This is a genomic window from Mycobacterium gordonae, assembly GCF_002101675.1.
GTDB classification, from domain to species: domain Bacteria; phylum Actinomycetota; class Actinomycetes; order Mycobacteriales; family Mycobacteriaceae; genus Mycobacterium; species Mycobacterium gordonae.
Genome location: NZ_LQOY01000089.1, coordinates 39,622 through 57,293, shown reverse-complemented (window position 1 = coordinate 57,293; position 17,672 = coordinate 39,622). Strand labels below are relative to the sequence as shown.

Below are 17,672 nucleotides of genomic sequence, written 5' to 3'. Positions count from 1 at the left end.
GGGTGGGGGTGGTGGCGCCGCCGGCGGCGTAGGCGGTGTCGCCGGAAAGGGCGGCGCAGGCGGCAATTCCGTGGCCTTCGACGGTGCTGGAAATCCGATCAACGGCATCGGCGGCGCCGGCGGCGCTGGGCAGGTCGGCGGCCTGGGCGGCGGCGGTGGTGGCGGCGGCGCCTCGACGCCCAGTGTCGGCGAGGGAGGTGGGAACGGGCGCAGCGGCACCGACGGCGGTGGCGGTGGACTCGGCGCGTTCATCACGCTGGGACAAGACGGAGGTGACGGGGGAACCAGCCTCGGCGCAGGGGGAAGGGGCGGTTTCTCCTACCAATTCCTTTCGCCGGGGAAGGCTGGTCAGTCCAGCTAGCGGTTGGGGCTGACGGCTAGGAACAGCGAAGCTCAGGCAGGCGTCAACCCCGGTGCCCCGTTAGGCCCGAACAGGAAATAGGCGCCGAAGCCCCCGGGCGCCCCGATACCCGGGGTGGCGCCGATGCCGCCGTTTCCGCCGTGGCCGCCGATGCCGAACAGGAAGCCGCCGTAACCGCCCTGGCCGCCGTTGCCACCGACTGCCAAGTTGGCGGCCCCGAAACCGTTGCCGCCGGCGCCGCCGAGCCCGAAGAGGATGCCACCGAGGCCACCCAGCCCGCCGACCCCACCCCTGCCGCCGGCATCCGCGAACCCGCCGTTGCCGCCGGCACCGCCGATGCCGAAGAAGGCGCCGCCGTCGCCGCCGTATCCGCCGGGCCCGCCTGTCCCGCTGCCCAGGGAAGCGCCGCCGGCCCCACCGGCGCCGCCGAAGCCGAGCCACTGGCCGGCGCCACTACCGCCCTGACCGCCCTGCCCGCCGGTGGTGACGCCGGCAGCGTCCCCACCGATGCCGCCGTCGGCCCCGGTGCTGATCACGTTGAACAGGATGTTGCCGCTGCCGCCGGTACCGCCCATGCCCGGGACGCCACCGGGCAAGGGGGTGGCTCCGCCGGCGCCGCCCGTGCCGCCGGCGCCGTAGAGCAGGCCCAGCCCGTCGCCGCCGTAACCGCCCCAGCCGGCGACGAAGCCGCGTCCGCCAGCTCCGCCGACGCCGCCGTTGCCGAAAATGAAGCCACCGCTCCCGCCGTTGCCACCGTCACCGGCGACCCCGGTACCACCGGCGCCGCCGACACCGCCCGCGCCACCGTTGCCGAACAGGCCGACGGCGTTGCCGCCGCTACCGCCCCAGCCTGCGAAGCCGTTGGGAACGGCGCCACCGGCGCCTCCCCGGCCGCCGTTGCCGAACAAGAAGCCGCCGTCTCCACCGCCGCCGCCGTTCTGCCCGGCCGCACCCGACCCGCCGTTACCGCCGTTGCCCCACAGCAAGCCACCGTTTTGCCCCCTGGCACCGGTTCCGTCGACACCGTCGCGGCCGTCGCCGATCAGCGGGCGTCCCAAGAAGGTTTCCGCCACCCCGTTCACCTGATTGAGCAGATTCTGCAGCGGGTTGGCGTTGGCGGCTTCGGCACTGGCATAGGAGCCGGCACCGGCGCTCAGCAGCTGCACGAACTGCTGGTGGAAGTCCGCCGCCCCGGTACTGACCACCTGATAGGCCCGGGCATGCTCGTTGAACACCGCCGCCACGGCCGCGGACACTTCGTCGCCGCCGGCAGCCAGCAAGGCCGACGTCGGGCCCGCCGCCGCCCCGTTGGCCGCGCCGATCGAGGAGGCGATATCCCCCAGCTCTGCGGCCGCCGCCGTCAAGAACTCCGGAACCGCAATGACAAAGGACATTCGACCTCCGAACCGACGCGGTCACCGCCCGAGTGTCACCGCATGTCAGAAAATCGTATGGCGGTCCCGCGCTAAATTCCGCAGCAACTTCGTCAGCGCCGCATCGATGCCATCACGCGCCCCAGGATTATCGTCCTGACCCGGCGGGGAAGCAGTGCCAGGGATGCCGTCAAGAACTTCGCTTGTGTACCCGGCACCACGTTCACGCGTCGCCCCAGCGCCGACCAGATCGCTTTGGCCACCACTGCCGGTGCGGCGGCCGACCTCATCGTCAGACCCGCGCGTGCGGCGAAGCCGCTGTGTACCGGTCCGGGCGCAACCGACAGCACATCCACGCCGCGCGGCTTGAGTTCACGGTGCATACCCTCCGCGAGACTTTGCACGTACGCCTTGGTAGCCGCGTAGTTCGCCTGGCCCGGCACTCCTTGCCAGCCGAGAATGGAGCCGAACAACACAATCCCGCCGTGTCCCTGTGCAACCATCCTCGACGCGAACGATTGGGCGAGCTGTGCGACGGCGGCGACGTTGACGGCGATCATCTCCAGTTCGCCGGTGGGGTCCGAATCGTGGAACGCTCCGGTGGTCCCGAATCCGGCCGCCAGGACCGCCAGGCCTACCTCCAACCCGTCGGTCGCCTTCAAAAGCGTTGTCGCTCCGGAGGATTTGCCAAGGTCTACAACAACCACCTGGGTCTTCACGCCGTGTGACCGCTCCAGGTCATTGGCGAGTGTCTGCAGCTTGGCATCACTGCGCGCGGCGAGTATCACGTCGAGACCCTGTGCCGCAACATGTTCAGCGACGGCGCGACCGATCCCGTCGCTGGCGCCGGTGATGACCGCCCACGGACCGTACTGCTCGCGCTTGGTCATGCCCGGCTCCCGACCGGGTGTGCCGGCAGTACGGCGAGCACAAAGAACGCTCCGGCGAGGCAGACCGCTGCGGCGGTCAGGCAGCCGGCGGTCATGCCGGACAGGAAGGCATCGCTGACCGTCGCCCGCACGGCGCCGGCTATCGGAGCGGGAGACTGGCCCGCCACAGCCAGGCCCTGCGCCAGGCCCTCCTGTGCAACAGCTTGGGCCGCATGCGGCAGCCGCTGCAGCGCTTGGCTTTCGGTGAGGTGGCGGATGTAGATCGTGGAGAAGACGCTGCCGATGACCGCGACGCCGAGGGTGCCGCCCACCTGGCGGGTGGCGTCGTTGACGGCAGACCCGGCGCCGGCCTGCTCCGGCCGCACCACGCCCATGATGGAGTCGGTCGCCGGGGCAGAGGTCAGGCCCAGCCCGCCGCCCAGCAGCACCATCTGCCCGGCCATCTCCAGATAGCTGACGCTCAGGTCACAGGTACTGATCCAGGCGAAGGATGCGGCCATCAGCAGAAGGCCCAGGAAGACAACGGCTTTGGTGCCGACCCTACTGACGGCCAGTCTGGTGCCCAGAACCGATCCGACGGCGATCGACAACGCGACCGGCAGGATGCGCACACCGGTGCCCAGCGGGCCGAATCCCTGCAGCTGCTGCATGAACTGGGTGATCAGGAAGATGAACCCGAACAAGGCGAAGAAGGCCACCGTGACGGCCCCGCTTGCCGCACTGAAGCGCAGGTTGGTGAACAAGGTGACGTCGATGAGTGGGTCGCGTTGCCGTCGTTCCCACAGCGCAAAGCCCACGCCTGCCGCCAGGGCCAGAGCGAAGCCCACCAGCGTCCGCGTGGACGTCCAACCCTGTTCTGGCGCTTCGATAATAGTGTAAACCAGGGCACCGAGCATGACGACGGAAAGCACCAGCCCGCCACGGTCGAGGCGCGAATCCGGGTCAGGCGTGGAGGCCGGGATGACGACGGGCGCGCTGAGCGCCGCCGCGAGGGCAATGGGTGCCAGGGCCAGGAAAAGGCTCCCCCACCAGAAGGCCTCGAGCAACGCGCCGCCGAGGATCGGGCCGATGGCCACCCCCAGGCCGGTGACCGCGCCCCAGAGCCCGATCGCGACTGCCCGCTGCCGCGGCTCGCGGAAGGTGTCGGTGATGATGGCCAGCGTGGTCGGATAGATCAGTGCAGCTGCCACGCCCATCACCACCCGCAGTGCCACAAGTGATCCCGTAGTGGTGCACAGTGCGGCGCCCACGCTGCTCACCGCGAAGAGCACGAGCCCGGTGATCAGCGTGCCGCGACGCCCGAACTTGTCTCCGATGGTGCCACCGGCCAATACCAGCGCGGCGAAGGCGAGATTGTAGGCGTCGACGATCCACTGCAGTCCCCGGGTCGAGGCGCCGAGCGCCGAATTCAGGGTGGGCAGTGCGACATTGACGATAGTGGTCTCCACGTTGATCGCCAGGGAGGCCACCAGGACGACAGCCAGGACGGCAGCGGGACGGACCCGCGCCGGTGGCGACTCGAGTTGGGAACGGTCGGGGGCATTGATGGTCATCAAGGTCCGCCTTATGTTGACAGCAGTAACATCGGTCAGCATGCCAGCGGAAGTTATCGCTGTCAACATGACGGTCTAGCGGATGCCGTCCTGGATGACGTCGAGCAGGCGATCGGCGATCAACTGCTTGCGGTTGGCGTCCGCCGCGGCGAGCGGTCCATCGAGATACAGCGAGGACAGGCCGTGGACGGCCGCCCACGCGGCCTCGTCGAGCCCGTCGCGTCGGTCCGGGGAAAGGACTCCGGTAGAGACGAGATCGTCGATGCAGCCGCTGAGGATGAAGAACGGATGACGGTCGCGTGCGACGATGGTGTCAGTTTCGTGTGGGCCGCCGGGTGCGAAAGCCGTTCGGAATAACCCGGGTTCGGCAAGCGCGAAGTCTACGTAGGCTTGCCCGGTGGCGCGAAGGCGGGCCACGGCGCGACGACTGCGCGGGCCGCGATTGGGCACCGCGGCAATCGACTCCACCATCGACTCACCCAGCAGCGTCATCGCGTACACCTGAACCGCACCCAGCAGCGCCTGCCGGTCTGAGTAGTGGCGATACGCGGCGGCGTTGCTCACACCGGCCGCGCGCTGCACGTCGCGCAATACCACCGCGTCCGGCCCACCGGCCCGGGCCAAGGTCACGGCGTGATCCAGCAGCGCCTGCCGGAGATTGCCGTGGTGGTAGGAGCCGGATGCCATGTTGGCAAGTTTTACATCTTCTACAAGCCCTCGGGCCCGCTCCCGACGGTTATCTCACGCGGCGCGTCGGTGCTCCGCCGCGCTGCGGTTTGTCACCGCACGTAGTGGCTGCCAGCGAAACATGCCGGCGCCCTGAGCGTAGGAGAGGTGCCCGCCGAGCGCTCCGCCGGCACTGATCGCGGTCAACCCCAGGACGGTGAACATGCGAGCCGCCCGGTACCGCTCCTTGCGGTAAGACCGGTAGGACAGCGAAAACATCACGACGCCAACACCGTTGGACGCCGCATGCACCAGACCCACCCGTTGCTGCCGACGGTTGAGCAGTGGGTAGTCGGCCCACCCGGCCAGCACTGTGGGCGGCGTTGCCGCCAGGCCGATGGCGACCAGCCGCCGGGCTGCCGTGGCGTCCTTGAAGACGACGTCCAAGACGGCAGAGGTCAGCCAGGCCCCGATCGGCAGCGTGATCAACAACGGGTGCACGGGGTGGCCGAGCCACGAGCCGCGCAGCGCCCCGCCAAGGCCGCGACGGCCAAGCAGTTGGTCTGCGACATGGGAGGCGGCCTCGGTCGTCCCGTCGAGAACCTCGAAATCCTCGACACGGCTCAGGGCGCGATGAAGGTTCATGGCGGTTGTCTACCCGGTTATGTGAGGTCCAACCCGCACCGGTCCCGAGCGTCACCGCGTACTGACTGGTGTGCGACCATCGACGACGTGACCGATTCCCTCGTCGAGATGATGAATTCCGCTCTGTCGTCGACCATCCCGATCGCTGAACACATGGGCGTGCGGGTGGTCGAGGCGCGACGCGGCTTTGCCGCTGCCAGCGTTCCGGTCGAGGGCAACGGTAATCACTTCGGCGTCATCTATGCCGGCGTTCAGTTCACCGTCGCCGAAGTTTTGGGCGGCATCATCGCGCTGTCGACCTTCGACGCGAGCAAGTACTTCCCACTGGTGAAGAACGTCGACATCTCCTTTCTGGCGATGGCCAGCACCCCGCTGCGCGCCGAGGCGCAGCTGGACGACGAGACGATCGCACGGGTGGAGGCCGAGGCCGCCGCACAGGGCAAGTCCGACTACGTACTGGATGCGGTCGTCACCGATGCCAACGGCGCCGTCGTCGCCAAGACTCACGGCCTGTATCAACTACGCGCACATCGCAGCTGACGCGCTGTCACGCGTCGAGCTGGAAAAGGCGAGCGGCATTGTCGTGAAGCACCGCTCGTAGCCAAGCGTCGTCGACACCCGGCAGCCGCGTCAGGACGCGCATCGCGTCGATGAAGCCGTACGGGATGTTCGGAAAGTCGCTGCCGAACAGGATGCGGTCGGGGTGCGCGCGCAGCCGCCGATGCTCAGAGGTTGGGAACGGCATGGTCTCTTCGATGAACGGCGTGAAAGCCATGGCGGTGTCGAGTCGCACCTCGGGATAGCTCTCGACCAGGGTGAGGAATTCGCTGTACTCGGGCATGCCCATGTGCGCGACGATCAGACGCAGCCGAGGATGGCGCTCCAGCAGTGTCGTGACCGGGCCGGGACCGGTGTACCGGCCCGGAGCTGGGCCGGATCCGCAGTGCATGACGACCGGAATCGCGGCGTCTTCGATGACACCCCATGCGGGGTCGAGCAGCTCGTCGGTGGGATCGTACTGGCCGACCTGGATGTGCGCCTTGAAGACTCTCGCGCCCGCGTCGACAGCCCGACGGACGTAGGCTTCGACGCCCGGTTCCGGGTAGAGCGTTGCCGTGTGCAGGCAGTCGGGCGTGGCAGCGGCGAAGTCCGCCGCCCATTCGTTGAGCCAGGCCGCCATCTGCGGTTTGTGCGGATAAACCAGCGAGGTGAACGCCCGCACCCCGAAGCCGCGCAGCTTCTCCAATCGACGTTGCTCGTCGGTGCGGTAGGTCACTGGCCAGACGCGTCCCACCAGTGGGCCGGCTTCGTCGAAGTACTTCCAGACCTTGTCCATGACGGACTTCGGCATGAAGTGCGTGTGCACATCGACGATGCCGGGCAGGTCGAGCTCCTGCCACAGCTGACGTACGGCTTCAGTCTCATCCATCGTCAGCCAGGATGACAGGTCTCCGGCTGAGTCGTGCGGGAGGGCTACCCGACCGGTCGCAGCGGGCTTTGTCGTGGGGCGCCGGAATGCGCGGCATGCCAATCGCGTTCGACACGCATGACACGATGGTGCTCCACCGCAAGCCAGGCGAGGCCTCCGGCGATCGCCAGCACAGCGACGACACCGCATATCATCAGCCACTCGTGGTGCCGGTATGCCGCCGCCGCAACACCGGCGGCGAGTGCGATGACACCGAGCACGATCGACGAGATACCCGGCCAGCTGTAGCGGTCGATGAAGTATTCGCCGGTGTGTGGGCAGCTGGTGCGGAAATGGTCAGTGGGATCTTTGGTGCTGCACATGATTACCTCCGTGGTTATGCCACTTCGAAGAGGTACTCACCGTGCGGCGGGCCACCAACCCCCGTACGAGTGATCTGTGGGGTGACCGCGAATCGCTTACGCCGTCAGACGGTGAAGCCGCCGTCGACGTTGATGTTGGCACCGGTGATGTAGCCGGCCTCCGGGCCGGACAGAAAGCTCACCATGGCCGCGACGTCGGTGGTCTGACCGTAACGTCCCAGCGCGGAGACCTGCTTGAGGCTCTCGGCGAAATCACCTTCGGCGGGATTCATGTCGGTGTCGATCGGGCCGGGCTGGACGTTGTTGACCGTGATTCCGCGCGGCCCGAGTTCACGCGCCAGGCCGCGGGTGAAAGACGACACCGCGCCCTTGGTCAACGCGTATACCGTAAGCCCGGGCCCGGGTACCCGGTCGGCGTTGATGCTGCCGATGTTGATGATTCGCGCGCCCTCACCGAGATGCGCGACGGCGCTGCGGACCGCCCAGAACACGCCCCCGACGTTGATGGCCAGTGTGCGCTCGAACTGCTCGGCCGGGTATTCGTCGATAGGGGCTAGGTAGGCGGTCCCGGCGTTGTTGACTAGCACATCCAGGCCGCCCAGGTCGGTGACGGTCTGCTCGACCGCAGCCGCGATCTGGGCGGGATCGGCCGCATCGGCCTGTATTGCAACCGCCGTGCCGCCGTTCTCCGCCACTTCGGCGACGAGCCTCTCGGCATCGCTGGCCGACGCTCCGTAGGTGAACGCGACGGCGGCACCGTCCGCGGACAGTCGCCGCACGATCTCGGCGCCGATCCCACGGGAACCGCCGGTGACCAGCACCCGCTTTCCGGCCAAAGTCGTTGTGCCCATCTCGGTGAACCTTCCTGCCATCACGAACGGCCCGTTACCTGAGAGGCAAGTCTGCCGTCGCCGGATTCATTCCCGTCCAACAGCACATGGTCACTACCTAGTAGCAGGTCTGCGGCGAGACAACGGCGGCGCTCGGGTGGGTAGTTGACCAGCTCCTCGCCGGCCGGCTCACGCGGCCACTGCGATCGAGCCGGACAACACTGCGGCACAATGCAGGGTGATGGTCAGTCGGAAGGTGGTCAATGGCAACGTTTGAGGGCAGGGTGGCCTTCGTGACCGGCGCTTCGTCGGGGCTGGGCGCGGAGACTGCGCGTCTCCTTTCCGGAAGGGGCGCAACCGTTTTCGGCGTCGCACGGGATGCCGGGAAGCTCGCTACGGTGTTCGCCGACATCACCGGCGGTGCGTGCGCGTCGATGGATGTGACAGACCCGAGCGCCTGCCGTAGCGCCGTGGCACAATGCGTCGCACAATTCGGCGGCATCGATGTGCTGGTCAATATCGCTGGGAGACACCAGATGCGCCGCACTGAGTCGATGACCGACGATGAATGGGCGCAAGACCTGGCGGTCAATCTCAGCGGCCCCTTCTACTTGTGCCGGGCCGCAATACCGTACCTGTTGGTCCGGGGCGGCAACATCGTCAATGTCGCCTCCATCGCCGGTGTCGAGGGCCAGGCGTATTCGGCCGGCTACTGCTCGGCCAAACACGGACTCATCGGACTGACCCGCGCGCTGGCCGTCGAATACACGGCAGAACGCTTGCGTGTCAACGCCATTTGCCCCGGCGGCATGCTGACCCCACAAATCGAGCAGTTCAGCGCCCCGGAAGATCCGAACTACGACCTGATACTTCGCTCGGCCGCACCGCGCGGCATGATGCAGCCTGTCGATGTGGCCAACGTCATCGCGTTCCTCGCCAGCGACGACGCCGCCGCCATCCACGGTGCGGTGTACCGGGTCGACAACGGCAAGGGCGCCGGCTGACGGCTTAACCGCTGCTCTCGAGGACGTCCATGCAGTACGTCAGCGGTGGCTCCGGGAAATTCACCACCTGCTGATCCCCACCGCATAAACCGGGGTCGTTCACGCCGTCGCTCCGGACGGCGACCCGGAAGGTGGGGTCGCTGGACAACGCTCCGGGTTTGCAGGCGGTTGACGCGAACATGTGCGAAATCAGGGCCTGGTGATAGCAACTGCCAATGGTCAGGTTGTCTTCGAGGCACAGGCCGCTGCCACCGCCTTCCAGAGTTCCGTAATTGTCGTTGGGGCAGTTCTTGGCGCCCTTGTACTTCTTCGCCACCTTCGACAGCGCGGTCGGGGAGGAACAGGGCTCGACGCGAACATCGCTCGGCTTCACCATGATTCCCGCCTTGGCGAGATTCAGGCAGGTGCCGACCGCGTAGTCGAAGCCGCTGCTGCTCGACGAACGGTCGGCATGGCGGTTCATCACCGCATGCAGGCCGAACTTCGCGGCGATCACCAGCACCACCGCGCCCAGCGCCGCGCCGATTCGCTTGCCCAGCGCACTCTTCTTGGGAGCGGTGGGCGGAGGCGGCGGCGGTGCATACGGAGCCACAGGTGGTGCATAGCCGCCGGGCGGCGGCGGTGGATACCCGCCGGCCGACGAATCCTGATGGTTCGCAGGTGCGATGTTGTGGTCGTTGCCCGTCATCCGTAGCCCCTCGTGCCAAGTCGACGAACGCCCTGTCGCCCGTCCGGATGGAGCCTAATTGGCCTGCGGCGCAATATTCCGCACGAACTTCCGTACGCGGTGCGGGTGTGCACCCCAGTGGCAGTTCTACCCTCGACGCACAGCCCTAGCGCCGATAGAAGACATCGCCCTCGACGGTGATCGTCGACTGGTTGACCCAGATGACATTGAAGTAGACCGGTGCGGGCCGGCGGGTCTGGCTGCTCAGGATCGTGAGGATTCCGCCGCGGGAAGACGGGTTCCAGCTGCAGGGGCCCGAGGTGGTCGGCACTCCGGCGGCGTTGGCCAGCGAGCACCCGCTCTGGCTTACCAGCAGTTGCTCTGATCCGGTCCCGGTCGTCCAAAACCCAACGGGCGCGGACGCTTCCGCATGCGCTATTCCGGTCGATGAGGCAAACATGCCGATCGCCACACCGGCCGCGGCGATGAATTTTCCGGCGTTCGAGATGTGACGGCTGGTCATCGTGACTCCTTTGCTGCCTGAGAGACGTACACACAGAGACTCCTGAACGCCGCTAGGGGGAACCTTGGACTTTTCTTGGAGGCCGAGGTCGATGGTCTGCAGGTCGCTTCGGTGTCCATCAGGCGCGCATGGAATGCAGTTACAGCAAATACGATGGCGCCCGGCTACAGACGCGCAAAATAGATCCAGATACCCAATATTTGATGTCCTCAAGTTGGACGCCGAAGCATTGTCGCGAGACCACCGCGGACGCAAATTAATGTCATTTCGGCGGACATAAAATTGGCCGCAGCCCGTTTCGGCTCGATAGGTTGCCATCCACTCGACACGCGATAAGTAAGCAATTTACCTGCGCTGAGCAGTACGGCGCGACCAAGTCGACAGCGCGCCGTGCCATGCGGCACCAACCCCCGGCATCGCTGGATTATCGCCGCGTCACCTCAACAATTTAGGAGGCAACAGCGTCCCCGTCAAAATTCTGCCGTCGCCGAGACTATTGCATCGAGAGTCCACAATACCTAGCATATGGAAACTCCCGTCAGCAAACTACGAAGATAGGGTCTTCCATTGCTGAAGCACCGTAGCCTCGAACAACCGCGGGCCGGCGATGACGGAGCGGCGCAACGCCCCACGTGCGCAACCGCGAACCGACGGGCCTGGTTGACAGCCGGGCGATCGACGGTCGGGCAGCGCCATCCGGCATCGGCACGCATCGTCCGACGCGACCACCTGAACTCGGCATCTCTTGGACCCGCCCAGCTCGGGGCCCTGGTGGACACCCTCTACGACATCTACCGCCAATCCGCACGGGGTTGCAGCCGGGACGAGTTTGCGGCCGTGGTGTTCAGCGCCGGCGATGGGCGTTTCATGCTCTTCTACGACGAGCGTGACCAGTGTGCCGGCTTCTCATATGTTGCCTTCGACCATCTCGAGCGCGAGAACATCGCGGTCATCAACGCGGGCGTGTTCTTTCGGCCGGGCTATCGCGGAGGTGCTATGGCCGGGCTCTTTGGGTTAGGGCAGGCCCTTCGATTCAAGGTCCGCTCACCGCGTACCCCGCTGGCATATGCCACTCGAAGCTCTTCGCCGGCGGTCTATCGGCTACTGGCTTCGACCATGCCGCGGCTGTACCCCAGCCGCAGCCACTCGACGCCGCCGGAGGTGGAGAGGTTGGCGATGGCGGCCAGCCGCCGCAGGCACTACGAGCCGATTGGCGCTGATCCCTGGGTGGTGCGTTCGGACGCTGTGCCGCTGGATGTTTCGCGGATGCAAAAACTGCGCGGCGACCCGCATGTGCGCTTCTTCACCGCGATGGCGCCACGGTACACAGAGGGCGAAGCGGTCGTGGTATGGATTCCCCTCGACGTGGCGAACATACTTGTCGGAGTTCTGCGGCTGGTTCGGGCACGGCTGGCGCGATGAGCACCATGCCCACCTACCCGTCGTTATCACGACGCGCACGACGGCCGGTCCTGGTCGCCATGGGAACCGGCGCGCTGTACGGGGGCTGGTCAGGGGTGGCTCATCACCGCTTCGGACTCCGAATTGCGTTGCACGCCGGGTTGACTCAATTCATGCTCAGTGTGGCGACCACCCTGGTGCTGACGGTGGTGCTGGAACGCATATTCAGACAGCCGGCCAACCCACATCATGGCTTCTGGCTGGCCCCGCTGGTAACGACGGCGCTGGCCACCATGTGGCTGGTGCTGGGCAACGCGCTGGCCGGCACCCCGCATATCGCAATCGCCATCGCACCGTCCGTCATTGTCGGCGCCGCGGGTTGCTTCGCCTACGCGCGCACCTTGCTCAAAGACGCGTTGCGGTGTGCTACCCAAGCGGCATCCGATGGCCGAAATTCACATCAGGAAGGCGGCTGATGGCTGCGCGACCGACGACGGAACCCGTGCTGCGGCCACCTGTGGTGCCGATACCAGGCTTGATGGTTGCGGTGGCGTTCCTTACCGCTCGCCGGGCTGCCGTCAGGGCGCTGGGCCGCCGTTACGGCGACGCGTTCACGGTGCGGCTACCGGTCGTGGGTCAGGTGAGCGTGTTCGGCAACCCGGCGATGGTCAGAGAGGTGTTGAGTACCAAGGACGACCTGATCAGGCCGGCCTCCCACGTGGGTTCGGTGTTCGGTCCGGGCTCGACGGTGAGTCTGCACGGTGCTGAGCTCCGGCAACGTCGAAGGTTGCTGTTGCCGGTCTTCCATGGAAAACGCATGGCCGCCTACGAGGCGGTCGTCGAGGAAGAGGTGCTGCGCGAGACGGCTGGCTGGGTGCCAGGACAGCCTTTCGCCACTCTGCCGTCGATGACCCGAATAACTCTGAATGCCATCCTGCGTACCGTGTTCGGCGCTGAGGGGGCCGAATTCGAGAGGCTGCGCCAGTCGTTGCCCGCAATGGTGGCCGACGGGTCACGGCTGGCCTTACTGCCGCAGTGGGCGCGCCGTGATTTCGGTCGCTGGAGCCCTGGGGGGCGCTTCACGCGTCAGCGCCGCCGCTACGACGAGGTCATCGCTCAGCTGATTGCCAAGGCGCGCAACGACCCGAACTTCCATGAACGTAGTGATGTGCTGTCGCTTCTGCTGGCGGCCCGCTATGAAGAGGGCGGATCGTTGACCGACGACCATATTGCTGATGAGCTCTTCACATTGCTGGCCGCCGGTCACGAGACCACCAGTGCCACACTGGCTTGGGCAGTCGAGCGATTGCGACGCCACCCGCAGTTGCTGGCCCGGCTGACCGCCGAGGCCGATCGCGGCCAAACCCGGCTACTGCAGGCCACCGTGTGGGAAGTGCAGCGTACACACCCGGTGATCCAGGGTCTGTTGAGGGTCACCCGGGCGCGGGTACGGTTGGGCGAGTGGGTAATTCCGGAGAACCAGCTCGTTGCGGTGAGTATGGTGCTCTGTCACAGTTCGGATCGCAACTTTCCCGACGCAGACGAATTCAACCCCGACCGCTTCGTGGACAATCCACCCGACATGTCCGTGTGGGTGCCTTTCGGCGCGGGCACACATCGATGCGTGGGTGCGGCCTTCGCCAACATGGAGATGATTGTGGTGCTGCGAACGCTGTTGCGGCACTTCGATTTGCGGACTACGGACGCCGCCGGGGAATGGAGCCGCTCCCGAGGTGTGACCAACGCGCCATGGCGCGGCGGACGCGCCGTTGTGTTCCGCCGTGCCCGTCACGACATCGACGCCATGGCGTACTGACTGATAGCGTCCGCAGCCGTCAGGGCACCGTCGCGTTGGCGAATCTGCTGTCCGAGGCGACCAGCGGCGTCGCGATAGCCCGGATCCTGCAAGACTGCGCGTATCGCCGCCCGGATGCGGTGTGCTCTCGCGTGTTTGTTCAGCAGGATCCCGGCGCCCATCTGCTGGAGTGCAGCGCCCACCAGCTTCTGGTCTATCAGCGGGTTGGCCGGCAGAACCACCACGGGGACACCGAAACTCAGCGCCCGCATGGTGGTGCTGTGTCCACCGTGACCGACTACCGCAGACGCGGTGGCCAGCACCTGGTCATGGTCGAGCCAGTCGTGCAGAGACGCGTTGGCCGGTATCCGTACACCAGACGCGTCGATCGCGGGCCCCACCGTCACCGTCGCCCGGACCGGCAATGGTGCAAGGGCATCGAGGATGCGCTGTAACATGCTCCGCTGTCCGGCGAACCCCAAAGTGCTCAGGCTCACGAGAATTCGGGGCACCGGCATGACCACCGATGCGGTGGGAACGCCCTGCCACACGACCCCGACATGATGTACCGGTGGTGCGCCGTGGATCGGATCGAGATCGCGACGGGCGGTGACTATGTGCAGCGCACCACTGCGCTCCGCACCCAGCGGCGCGACGCCGCGGGCGCGCATCAGCCAGCCGACCGGCCCAGCCGCTTTGTTCTGTACTTGCCGGTAGAAGCAGTGCACAAAGACGACAGTCGCAACGTGAGCGGCGACTACTTCGTCGATGGTGGCCGTCAGCAGCATGTCGATGACAACCACGTCGGCACCATAGCGGTGTGCTGCGGCTACGACTTCGGCACCGATCCGTCGATCGATCGCCACTTTGGCGACATCCGCGGTCATGCGAAGCAGGGACCGTTGCCGGGTGGGTTCGAAATCGCCTCCGCTGACCAATGATTCGAAGGAGAATCCCGCAGCATCGACTCGATCGCTGATGCCCGGGTGACCGAGGAAGTGGATCCGCGCGCCGCGGGATTGCAGCACCCGGGCCACCGCCAGCTGTGGCGGAATGTTGCCGCCACCGTCGACGGTGACGAACAAGACCTTCAGCATGGCTGCTTCGGGTTCCGTGTCGGGCTCGGCGGCAACAGCATTGGTCATGATTAGCACGCGGCGCGGCACGGAGCCGCTGTTTTCGCAAGCGCCGCGAAAGGGGTCCAGCGAAGAGTTGATTCCTAGGGCGATGGCTGACGAAGTCACTTGGCAACATCGTTCACCGACTGGCACCGGCGTCGAACATCGCTGTCTCCAAAGCGCCGTCAGCACCGAACCAGATGCGACGAGCCTGTGACGCCATTTTCGCGGCACAACGTTGCAGCTGTTCTGTGGTCAGGCTGCTGATTGGATGCTCGGCGACCCCGGGCGTCAGTCCCGGCATGCCGGCCAACTCGCGTTGCAACAGCGCCTCGATCTCGAATTCCGATGTGACGAACACGACGGTCGGGATTCCCGCACGCTCAAGGTGTAGCGCGTCGTTGATGCAGGCCGAGAAACTCCAGGCACAGTCACCGATCGCGGTGATCGCGATGTCATTGTCGGAGGCGATCTCCGCGATCGACTCGGCGTCGGCGTTGCAGTAGAAGTGTGCTTTGTCGTAATAGTTGACCGATTCGAGTCTCAGCCCGTGGTCGACCAATTGGCGCACGGTGAGGAGTAGCAGCTTGGCGGCGTTCCACTTGGTGTTGCAAAGCACGCCCAGTCGGAGGCTGTCGGAGCTGGACGGACGAGGGGCCGTCGAAATCAGCGGCACCTTGACCACATCGCAGGTAGCGTCTGTTTCTTGCACAAGTTGCTCCTTCTCAACGAGCTGCGGGGATTCGCGATGAGCCGGCCACAGCCTCAGTGCGATGAGGTGCGCCGTATTCTGTTGCCGCAACGGGGATTTGTCGACGCGCATGGTCAGATCGCCGCGAGAATCGCATTGGTCATGAACTGCATGCGGTTTCTCACCTCCTCGGTGGTCAGCTTCCGGTCGCGCCGCAGCAACTTCCACGTATAGAGGTCGGTTGCCACCACCAGGGCATCGACAAGACGGGCCCGCTCGGCGGCGTCATCGGGTAGTTGGCCGCTGAACACTTCGGTGACCCACTTGCGATGCTCGACTCGTCCTCTGTCACACATCAGCCGCGCCCGAGGATCGAAATCCTCCTCACGCAGCACACCCAGCACCATGTCCCCGCGACGCTCATAGTGCTCGAGCAGGACTTCCAAAGCCCGATCCGGGTCTTCGCGCGGCGGCACTCGCTCGATGAGTATGTCCTCGTGGACCCGGGCCCACGCCGACGCGATCACCGATTCCCGGCTCCCGAAATGACGCATCACCGTCTTGACAGTGACGCCCGCCCGTTCGGCGATGGTGTTCAACGTGATCGCCACCGATTGTTCGGTGACAAAGCAATCGATCGTTGCCTGCAGGATCGCTTCGTGCGTCGCGTCCGCCGCGTCCTTGCGGGCACGCATCTCGTAACCGCGCTTCTTGACGACGTAATCAGAACTCTTGGTGTCCATAGCAAGGGACATCAAAGCAAACTTTGGCGACTACCGTAAAGGACATGAAAGCAATGTCACAGTGCCGGTAAAGGTTCGGCCACGGTTCGGTTGTGCCGCGACGCGTCACCGTAGCCCGCATCTTCAAGCGGGCAAAGATGCCCGATATGACGGAACACCCGGCACAGATCTCGCGTCAGACTTTTCTGCGCGGTGCCGCCGGGGCGTTCGCTGCCGGCGTGGTGTTCGGGACGGGACGAGCCGCCGCCGACCCTGCCGTCTCCGGCTGGGACGGTCTGTCCACCGCGATCGGGGGGCAGGTCATTCAACCCGGCAGTGCCCAGTTCGGTGCGGCCAAGCAGGTGTTCAACACCAATTACAGCGATTCCACGCCGGCCGCCGTCGTCGCGCCGAAGTCTGCCGCCGACGTGCAGAAGGCGATGGCGTTCGCCACCGCCAACAAGCTCAAGGTCGCCCCGCGCAGTGGTGGTCACTCCTACACCGGCGCCTCGACGGCCAACGGCACAATGGTGCTCGACCTGCGCCAACTCCCGGGCGATGTCAGCTTCGACGCCGCCACCGGACAGGTCACGGTGACGCCCGCAACCGGGTTGTACGAAATGCACCAAGCCCTGGCCGCGGTCGGCCGCGGCATCCCGACCGGCACCTGTCCGACGGTCGGTGCCGCAGGGCACGCCCTGGGCGGCGGGTTAGGTGCCCAATCTCGGCATGCGGGGCTGCTGTGTGACCAATTGACCTCCGCCTCGGTGGTATTGCCCGGCGGCCAGAGCGTCACGGCATCTGCCTCGAGCAACCCCGACCTGTTCTGGGCGTTGCGTGGCGGCGGCGGGGGCAATTTCGGGGTGACCACCTCGTTGACCTTCGCCACCTTCCCCACCCAGGACGTCGACGCGGTGAACCTCACCTTCGCGCCCCAGGCATTTGCCCAGGTCCTCGTCGGCTGGCAGAACTGGTTGCGCACCGCCGACCGAAACAGCTGGGCGCTCGCCGACAGCACCACCGACGCGACGGGCACCCACTGCCGGATCCTGGCGACGTGCCCGGCGGGATCGGGCAACAGCGTTGCGGCGGCGATCATCTCAGCGGTCGGAGCCCAACCCACCAGCACCGAGAACCACACCTTCAACTACCTGGACCTGGTGCGGTACCTGGCCGTGAACAATCTCAACCCGGCGCCTCTCGGATATGTCGGCGGATCCGACGTATTCACGACGATCACCCCGGCTGCTGCCCAGGGGATTGCCGCCGCGGTCGACGCATTCCCCCGTAACGCCGGGCGCATGCTGGCCATCATGCACGCGCTGGACGGTGCCATGGCCACCGTGGCTCCGGGCGCCACGGCGTTTCCGTGGCGGCGGCAGTCCGCGCTGGTGCAGTGGTACGTCGAAACCGCCGGATCACCGCAGGCCGCAACCAGCTGGCTGGCCACAGCACACCAAGCGGTGCAACAGTATTCGGTGGGCGGATATGTGAACTATTTGGAGGCCAACCAGCCGCCGGCACGTTACTTCGGCACCAACCTTGCCCGGCTGAGCTCCGTTCGCCAGAAATACGATCCGGCTCGTACCATGTTCTCCGGCCTCAATTTGTAGCCGTCACAGCCTGTTTGAGAAGAAGAGAC

The 17,672-nt window shown here is 66.0% G+C and carries 19 protein-coding genes and 1 pseudogene; 7 read left to right on the top strand and 13 right to left on the bottom strand.

Annotated features, from left to right (window positions below; translation table 11 throughout):
* Positions 1–361, top strand: a pseudogene (locus AWC08_RS36525) (PE family protein); the annotation flags it as partial.
* A gap of 32 nt (positions 362–393) precedes the next feature.
* Here the strand turns inward: AWC08_RS36525 and AWC08_RS39065 are convergent.
* The 5 genes from AWC08_RS39065 to AWC08_RS15085 form a co-directional block, all read right to left on the bottom strand.
* The gene (locus tag AWC08_RS39065) at positions 394–1,755 is read right to left on the bottom strand and encodes a PE family protein (protein ID WP_085087924.1); all 1,362 of its coding nucleotides are present in this window, start codon (positions 1,753–1,755) and stop codon (positions 394–396) included.
* Between the two features lie 92 nt (positions 1,756–1,847).
* On the bottom strand, positions 1,848–2,624 hold the full coding sequence (locus AWC08_RS15100) for an SDR family NAD(P)-dependent oxidoreductase (protein ID WP_065133957.1): 777 nt from the start codon (positions 2,622–2,624) through the stop codon (positions 1,848–1,850).
* Positions 2,621–4,177, bottom strand: coding sequence for a DHA2 family efflux MFS transporter permease subunit (locus AWC08_RS15095; protein WP_082986335.1), 1,557 nt, complete (start codon positions 4,175–4,177; stop codon positions 2,621–2,623). The genes AWC08_RS15100 and AWC08_RS15095 overlap by 4 nt, the downstream gene beginning before the upstream one ends.
* A 75-nt stretch (positions 4,178–4,252) precedes the next feature.
* A complete protein-coding gene (locus AWC08_RS15090) occupies positions 4,253–4,864 on the bottom strand; it encodes a TetR/AcrR family transcriptional regulator (protein WP_065133956.1) in 612 nt (203 codons plus the stop codon).
* A 54-nt stretch (positions 4,865–4,918) separates the two neighbouring features.
* Positions 4,919–5,488, bottom strand: a complete 570-nt coding sequence (locus tag AWC08_RS15085; protein ID WP_065133955.1) for a DUF2231 domain-containing protein — start codon at positions 5,486–5,488, stop codon at positions 4,919–4,921.
* 87 nt (positions 5,489–5,575) lie between these two features.
* Here AWC08_RS15085 and AWC08_RS15080 point away from each other — a divergent pair, with 87 nt between their 5' ends.
* Positions 5,576–6,028 carry a PaaI family thioesterase gene (locus AWC08_RS15080; protein WP_308203312.1) on the top strand — a complete coding sequence of 151 codons (453 nt, stop codon included), beginning with the start codon at positions 5,576–5,578 and terminating at the stop codon, positions 6,026–6,028.
* 7 nt (positions 6,029–6,035) lie between these two features.
* On the opposite strand, the gene AWC08_RS15075 is transcribed toward AWC08_RS15080, so the two are convergent.
* From AWC08_RS15075 to AWC08_RS15065, 3 genes are all read right to left on the bottom strand, one after another.
* Positions 6,036–6,917: an amidohydrolase family protein gene (locus AWC08_RS15075; RefSeq protein ID WP_065133954.1), complete on the bottom strand. Its 882-nt coding sequence runs from the start codon at positions 6,915–6,917 to the stop codon at positions 6,036–6,038.
* Between the two features lie 44 nt (positions 6,918–6,961).
* Entirely contained in the window at positions 6,962–7,279 is a 318-nt protein-coding gene (gene usfY, locus AWC08_RS15070; protein WP_065133953.1) for a protein UsfY, read from the bottom strand.
* Between the two features lie 104 nt (positions 7,280–7,383).
* Positions 7,384–8,130 (bottom strand): 3-oxoacyl-ACP reductase family protein, encoded by a 747-nt coding sequence (locus AWC08_RS15065; RefSeq protein WP_065133952.1) that lies wholly within the window; start codon positions 8,128–8,130, stop codon positions 7,384–7,386.
* A 242-nt stretch (positions 8,131–8,372) separates the two neighbouring features.
* Between AWC08_RS15065 and AWC08_RS15060 the strand changes: the two genes are divergently transcribed.
* On the top strand, positions 8,373–9,113 hold the full coding sequence (locus tag AWC08_RS15060; RefSeq protein WP_069433185.1) for an SDR family NAD(P)-dependent oxidoreductase: 741 nt from the start codon (positions 8,373–8,375) through the stop codon (positions 9,111–9,113).
* A gap of 4 nt (positions 9,114–9,117) precedes the next feature.
* Here AWC08_RS15060 and AWC08_RS15055 read toward each other — a convergent pair whose 3' ends face one another.
* Both AWC08_RS15055 and AWC08_RS15050 read right to left on the bottom strand, forming a co-directional pair.
* A complete protein-coding gene (locus AWC08_RS15055) occupies positions 9,118–9,801 on the bottom strand; it encodes an LppU/SCO3897 family protein (RefSeq protein WP_065134776.1) in 684 nt (227 codons plus the stop codon).
* Between the two features lie 145 nt (positions 9,802–9,946).
* Positions 9,947–10,303: a hypothetical protein gene (locus AWC08_RS15050; protein ID WP_065134777.1), complete on the bottom strand. Its 357-nt coding sequence runs from the start codon at positions 10,301–10,303 to the stop codon at positions 9,947–9,949.
* A gap of 660 nt (positions 10,304–10,963) precedes the next feature.
* Between AWC08_RS15050 and AWC08_RS15045 the strand changes: the two genes are divergently transcribed.
* The 3 genes from AWC08_RS15045 to AWC08_RS15035 are packed head-to-tail and all read left to right on the top strand — an operon-like array spanning position 10,964 to position 13,520.
* Positions 10,964–11,725 carry a hypothetical protein gene (locus AWC08_RS15045; RefSeq protein WP_083271072.1) on the top strand — a complete coding sequence of 254 codons (762 nt, stop codon included), beginning with the start codon at positions 10,964–10,966 and terminating at the stop codon, positions 11,723–11,725.
* Positions 11,722–12,180: a hypothetical protein gene (locus AWC08_RS15040; RefSeq protein ID WP_065134778.1), complete on the top strand. Its 459-nt coding sequence runs from the start codon at positions 11,722–11,724 to the stop codon at positions 12,178–12,180. Before AWC08_RS15045 ends, AWC08_RS15040 begins: the two co-directional genes overlap by 4 nt.
* On the top strand, positions 12,180–13,520 hold the full coding sequence (locus tag AWC08_RS15035) for a cytochrome P450 (RefSeq protein ID WP_065134779.1): 1,341 nt from the start codon (positions 12,180–12,182) through the stop codon (positions 13,518–13,520). The genes AWC08_RS15040 and AWC08_RS15035 overlap by 1 nt, the downstream gene beginning before the upstream one ends.
* Here the strand turns inward: AWC08_RS15035 and AWC08_RS15030 are convergent.
* The 3 genes from AWC08_RS15030 to AWC08_RS15020 form a co-directional block, all read right to left on the bottom strand.
* On the bottom strand, positions 13,493–14,644 hold the full coding sequence (locus AWC08_RS15030) for a glycosyltransferase (protein ID WP_232007791.1): 1,152 nt from the start codon (positions 14,642–14,644) through the stop codon (positions 13,493–13,495). The two genes, AWC08_RS15035 and AWC08_RS15030, sit on opposite strands and share 28 nt — an antisense overlap.
* A 112-nt stretch (positions 14,645–14,756) precedes the next feature.
* Complete coding sequence (locus AWC08_RS15025; protein ID WP_142283599.1) at positions 14,757–15,329, bottom strand: UGSC family (seleno)protein; 573 nt, start codon at positions 15,327–15,329, stop codon at positions 14,757–14,759.
* A 113-nt stretch (positions 15,330–15,442) separates the two neighbouring features.
* Positions 15,443–16,063: a TetR/AcrR family transcriptional regulator gene (locus AWC08_RS15020; protein ID WP_082986440.1), complete on the bottom strand. Its 621-nt coding sequence runs from the start codon at positions 16,061–16,063 to the stop codon at positions 15,443–15,445.
* A 134-nt stretch (positions 16,064–16,197) separates the two neighbouring features.
* Between AWC08_RS15020 and AWC08_RS15015 the strand changes: the two genes are divergently transcribed.
* The gene (locus AWC08_RS15015; RefSeq protein ID WP_065134800.1) at positions 16,198–17,643 is read left to right on the top strand and encodes an FAD-binding oxidoreductase; all 1,446 of its coding nucleotides are present in this window, start codon (positions 16,198–16,200) and stop codon (positions 17,641–17,643) included.
* Positions 17,644–17,672 lie beyond the last annotated feature (29 nt).

What these genes read in the sequence shown, in the direction of transcription:
- AWC08_RS39065 (WP_085087924.1), bottom strand. Translation starts at nt 1,755, where the DNA reads ATGTCCTTTGTCATTGCGGTTCCGGAGTTCTTGACGGCGGCGGCCGCA.
- AWC08_RS15100 (WP_065133957.1), bottom strand. Translation starts at nt 2,624, where the DNA reads ATGACCAAGCGCGAGCAGTACGGTCCGTGGGCGGTCATCACCGGCGCC.
- AWC08_RS15095 (WP_082986335.1), bottom strand. Translation starts at nt 4,177, where the DNA reads ATGACCATCAATGCCCCCGACCGTTCCCAACTCGAGTCGCCACCGGCG.
- AWC08_RS15090 (WP_065133956.1), bottom strand. Translation starts at nt 4,864, where the DNA reads ATGGCATCCGGCTCCTACCACCACGGCAATCTCCGGCAGGCGCTGCTG.
- AWC08_RS15085 (WP_065133955.1), bottom strand. Translation starts at nt 5,488, where the DNA reads ATGAACCTTCATCGCGCCCTGAGCCGTGTCGAGGATTTCGAGGTTCTC.
- AWC08_RS15075 (WP_065133954.1), bottom strand. Translation starts at nt 6,917, where the DNA reads ATGGATGAGACTGAAGCCGTACGTCAGCTGTGGCAGGAGCTCGACCTG.
- usfY (WP_065133953.1), bottom strand. Translation starts at nt 7,279, where the DNA reads ATGTGCAGCACCAAAGATCCCACTGACCATTTCCGCACCAGCTGCCCA.
- AWC08_RS15065 (WP_065133952.1), bottom strand. Translation starts at nt 8,130, where the DNA reads ATGGGCACAACGACTTTGGCCGGAAAGCGGGTGCTGGTCACCGGCGGT.
- AWC08_RS15060 (WP_069433185.1), top strand. Translation starts at nt 8,373, where the DNA reads ATGGCAACGTTTGAGGGCAGGGTGGCCTTCGTGACCGGCGCTTCGTCG.
- AWC08_RS15055 (WP_065134776.1), bottom strand. Translation starts at nt 9,801, where the DNA reads ATGACGGGCAACGACCACAACATCGCACCTGCGAACCATCAGGATTCG.
- AWC08_RS15050 (WP_065134777.1), bottom strand. Translation starts at nt 10,303, where the DNA reads ATGACCAGCCGTCACATCTCGAACGCCGGAAAATTCATCGCCGCGGCC.
- AWC08_RS15040 (WP_065134778.1), top strand. Translation starts at nt 11,722, where the DNA reads ATGAGCACCATGCCCACCTACCCGTCGTTATCACGACGCGCACGACGG.
- AWC08_RS15035 (WP_065134779.1), top strand. Translation starts at nt 12,180, where the DNA reads ATGGCTGCGCGACCGACGACGGAACCCGTGCTGCGGCCACCTGTGGTG.
- AWC08_RS15030 (WP_232007791.1), bottom strand. Translation starts at nt 14,644, where the DNA reads ATGACCAATGCTGTTGCCGCCGAGCCCGACACGGAACCCGAAGCAGCC.
- AWC08_RS15020 (WP_082986440.1), bottom strand. Translation starts at nt 16,063, where the DNA reads ATGTCCCTTGCTATGGACACCAAGAGTTCTGATTACGTCGTCAAGAAG.
- AWC08_RS15015 (WP_065134800.1), top strand. Translation starts at nt 16,198, where the DNA reads ATGACGGAACACCCGGCACAGATCTCGCGTCAGACTTTTCTGCGCGGT.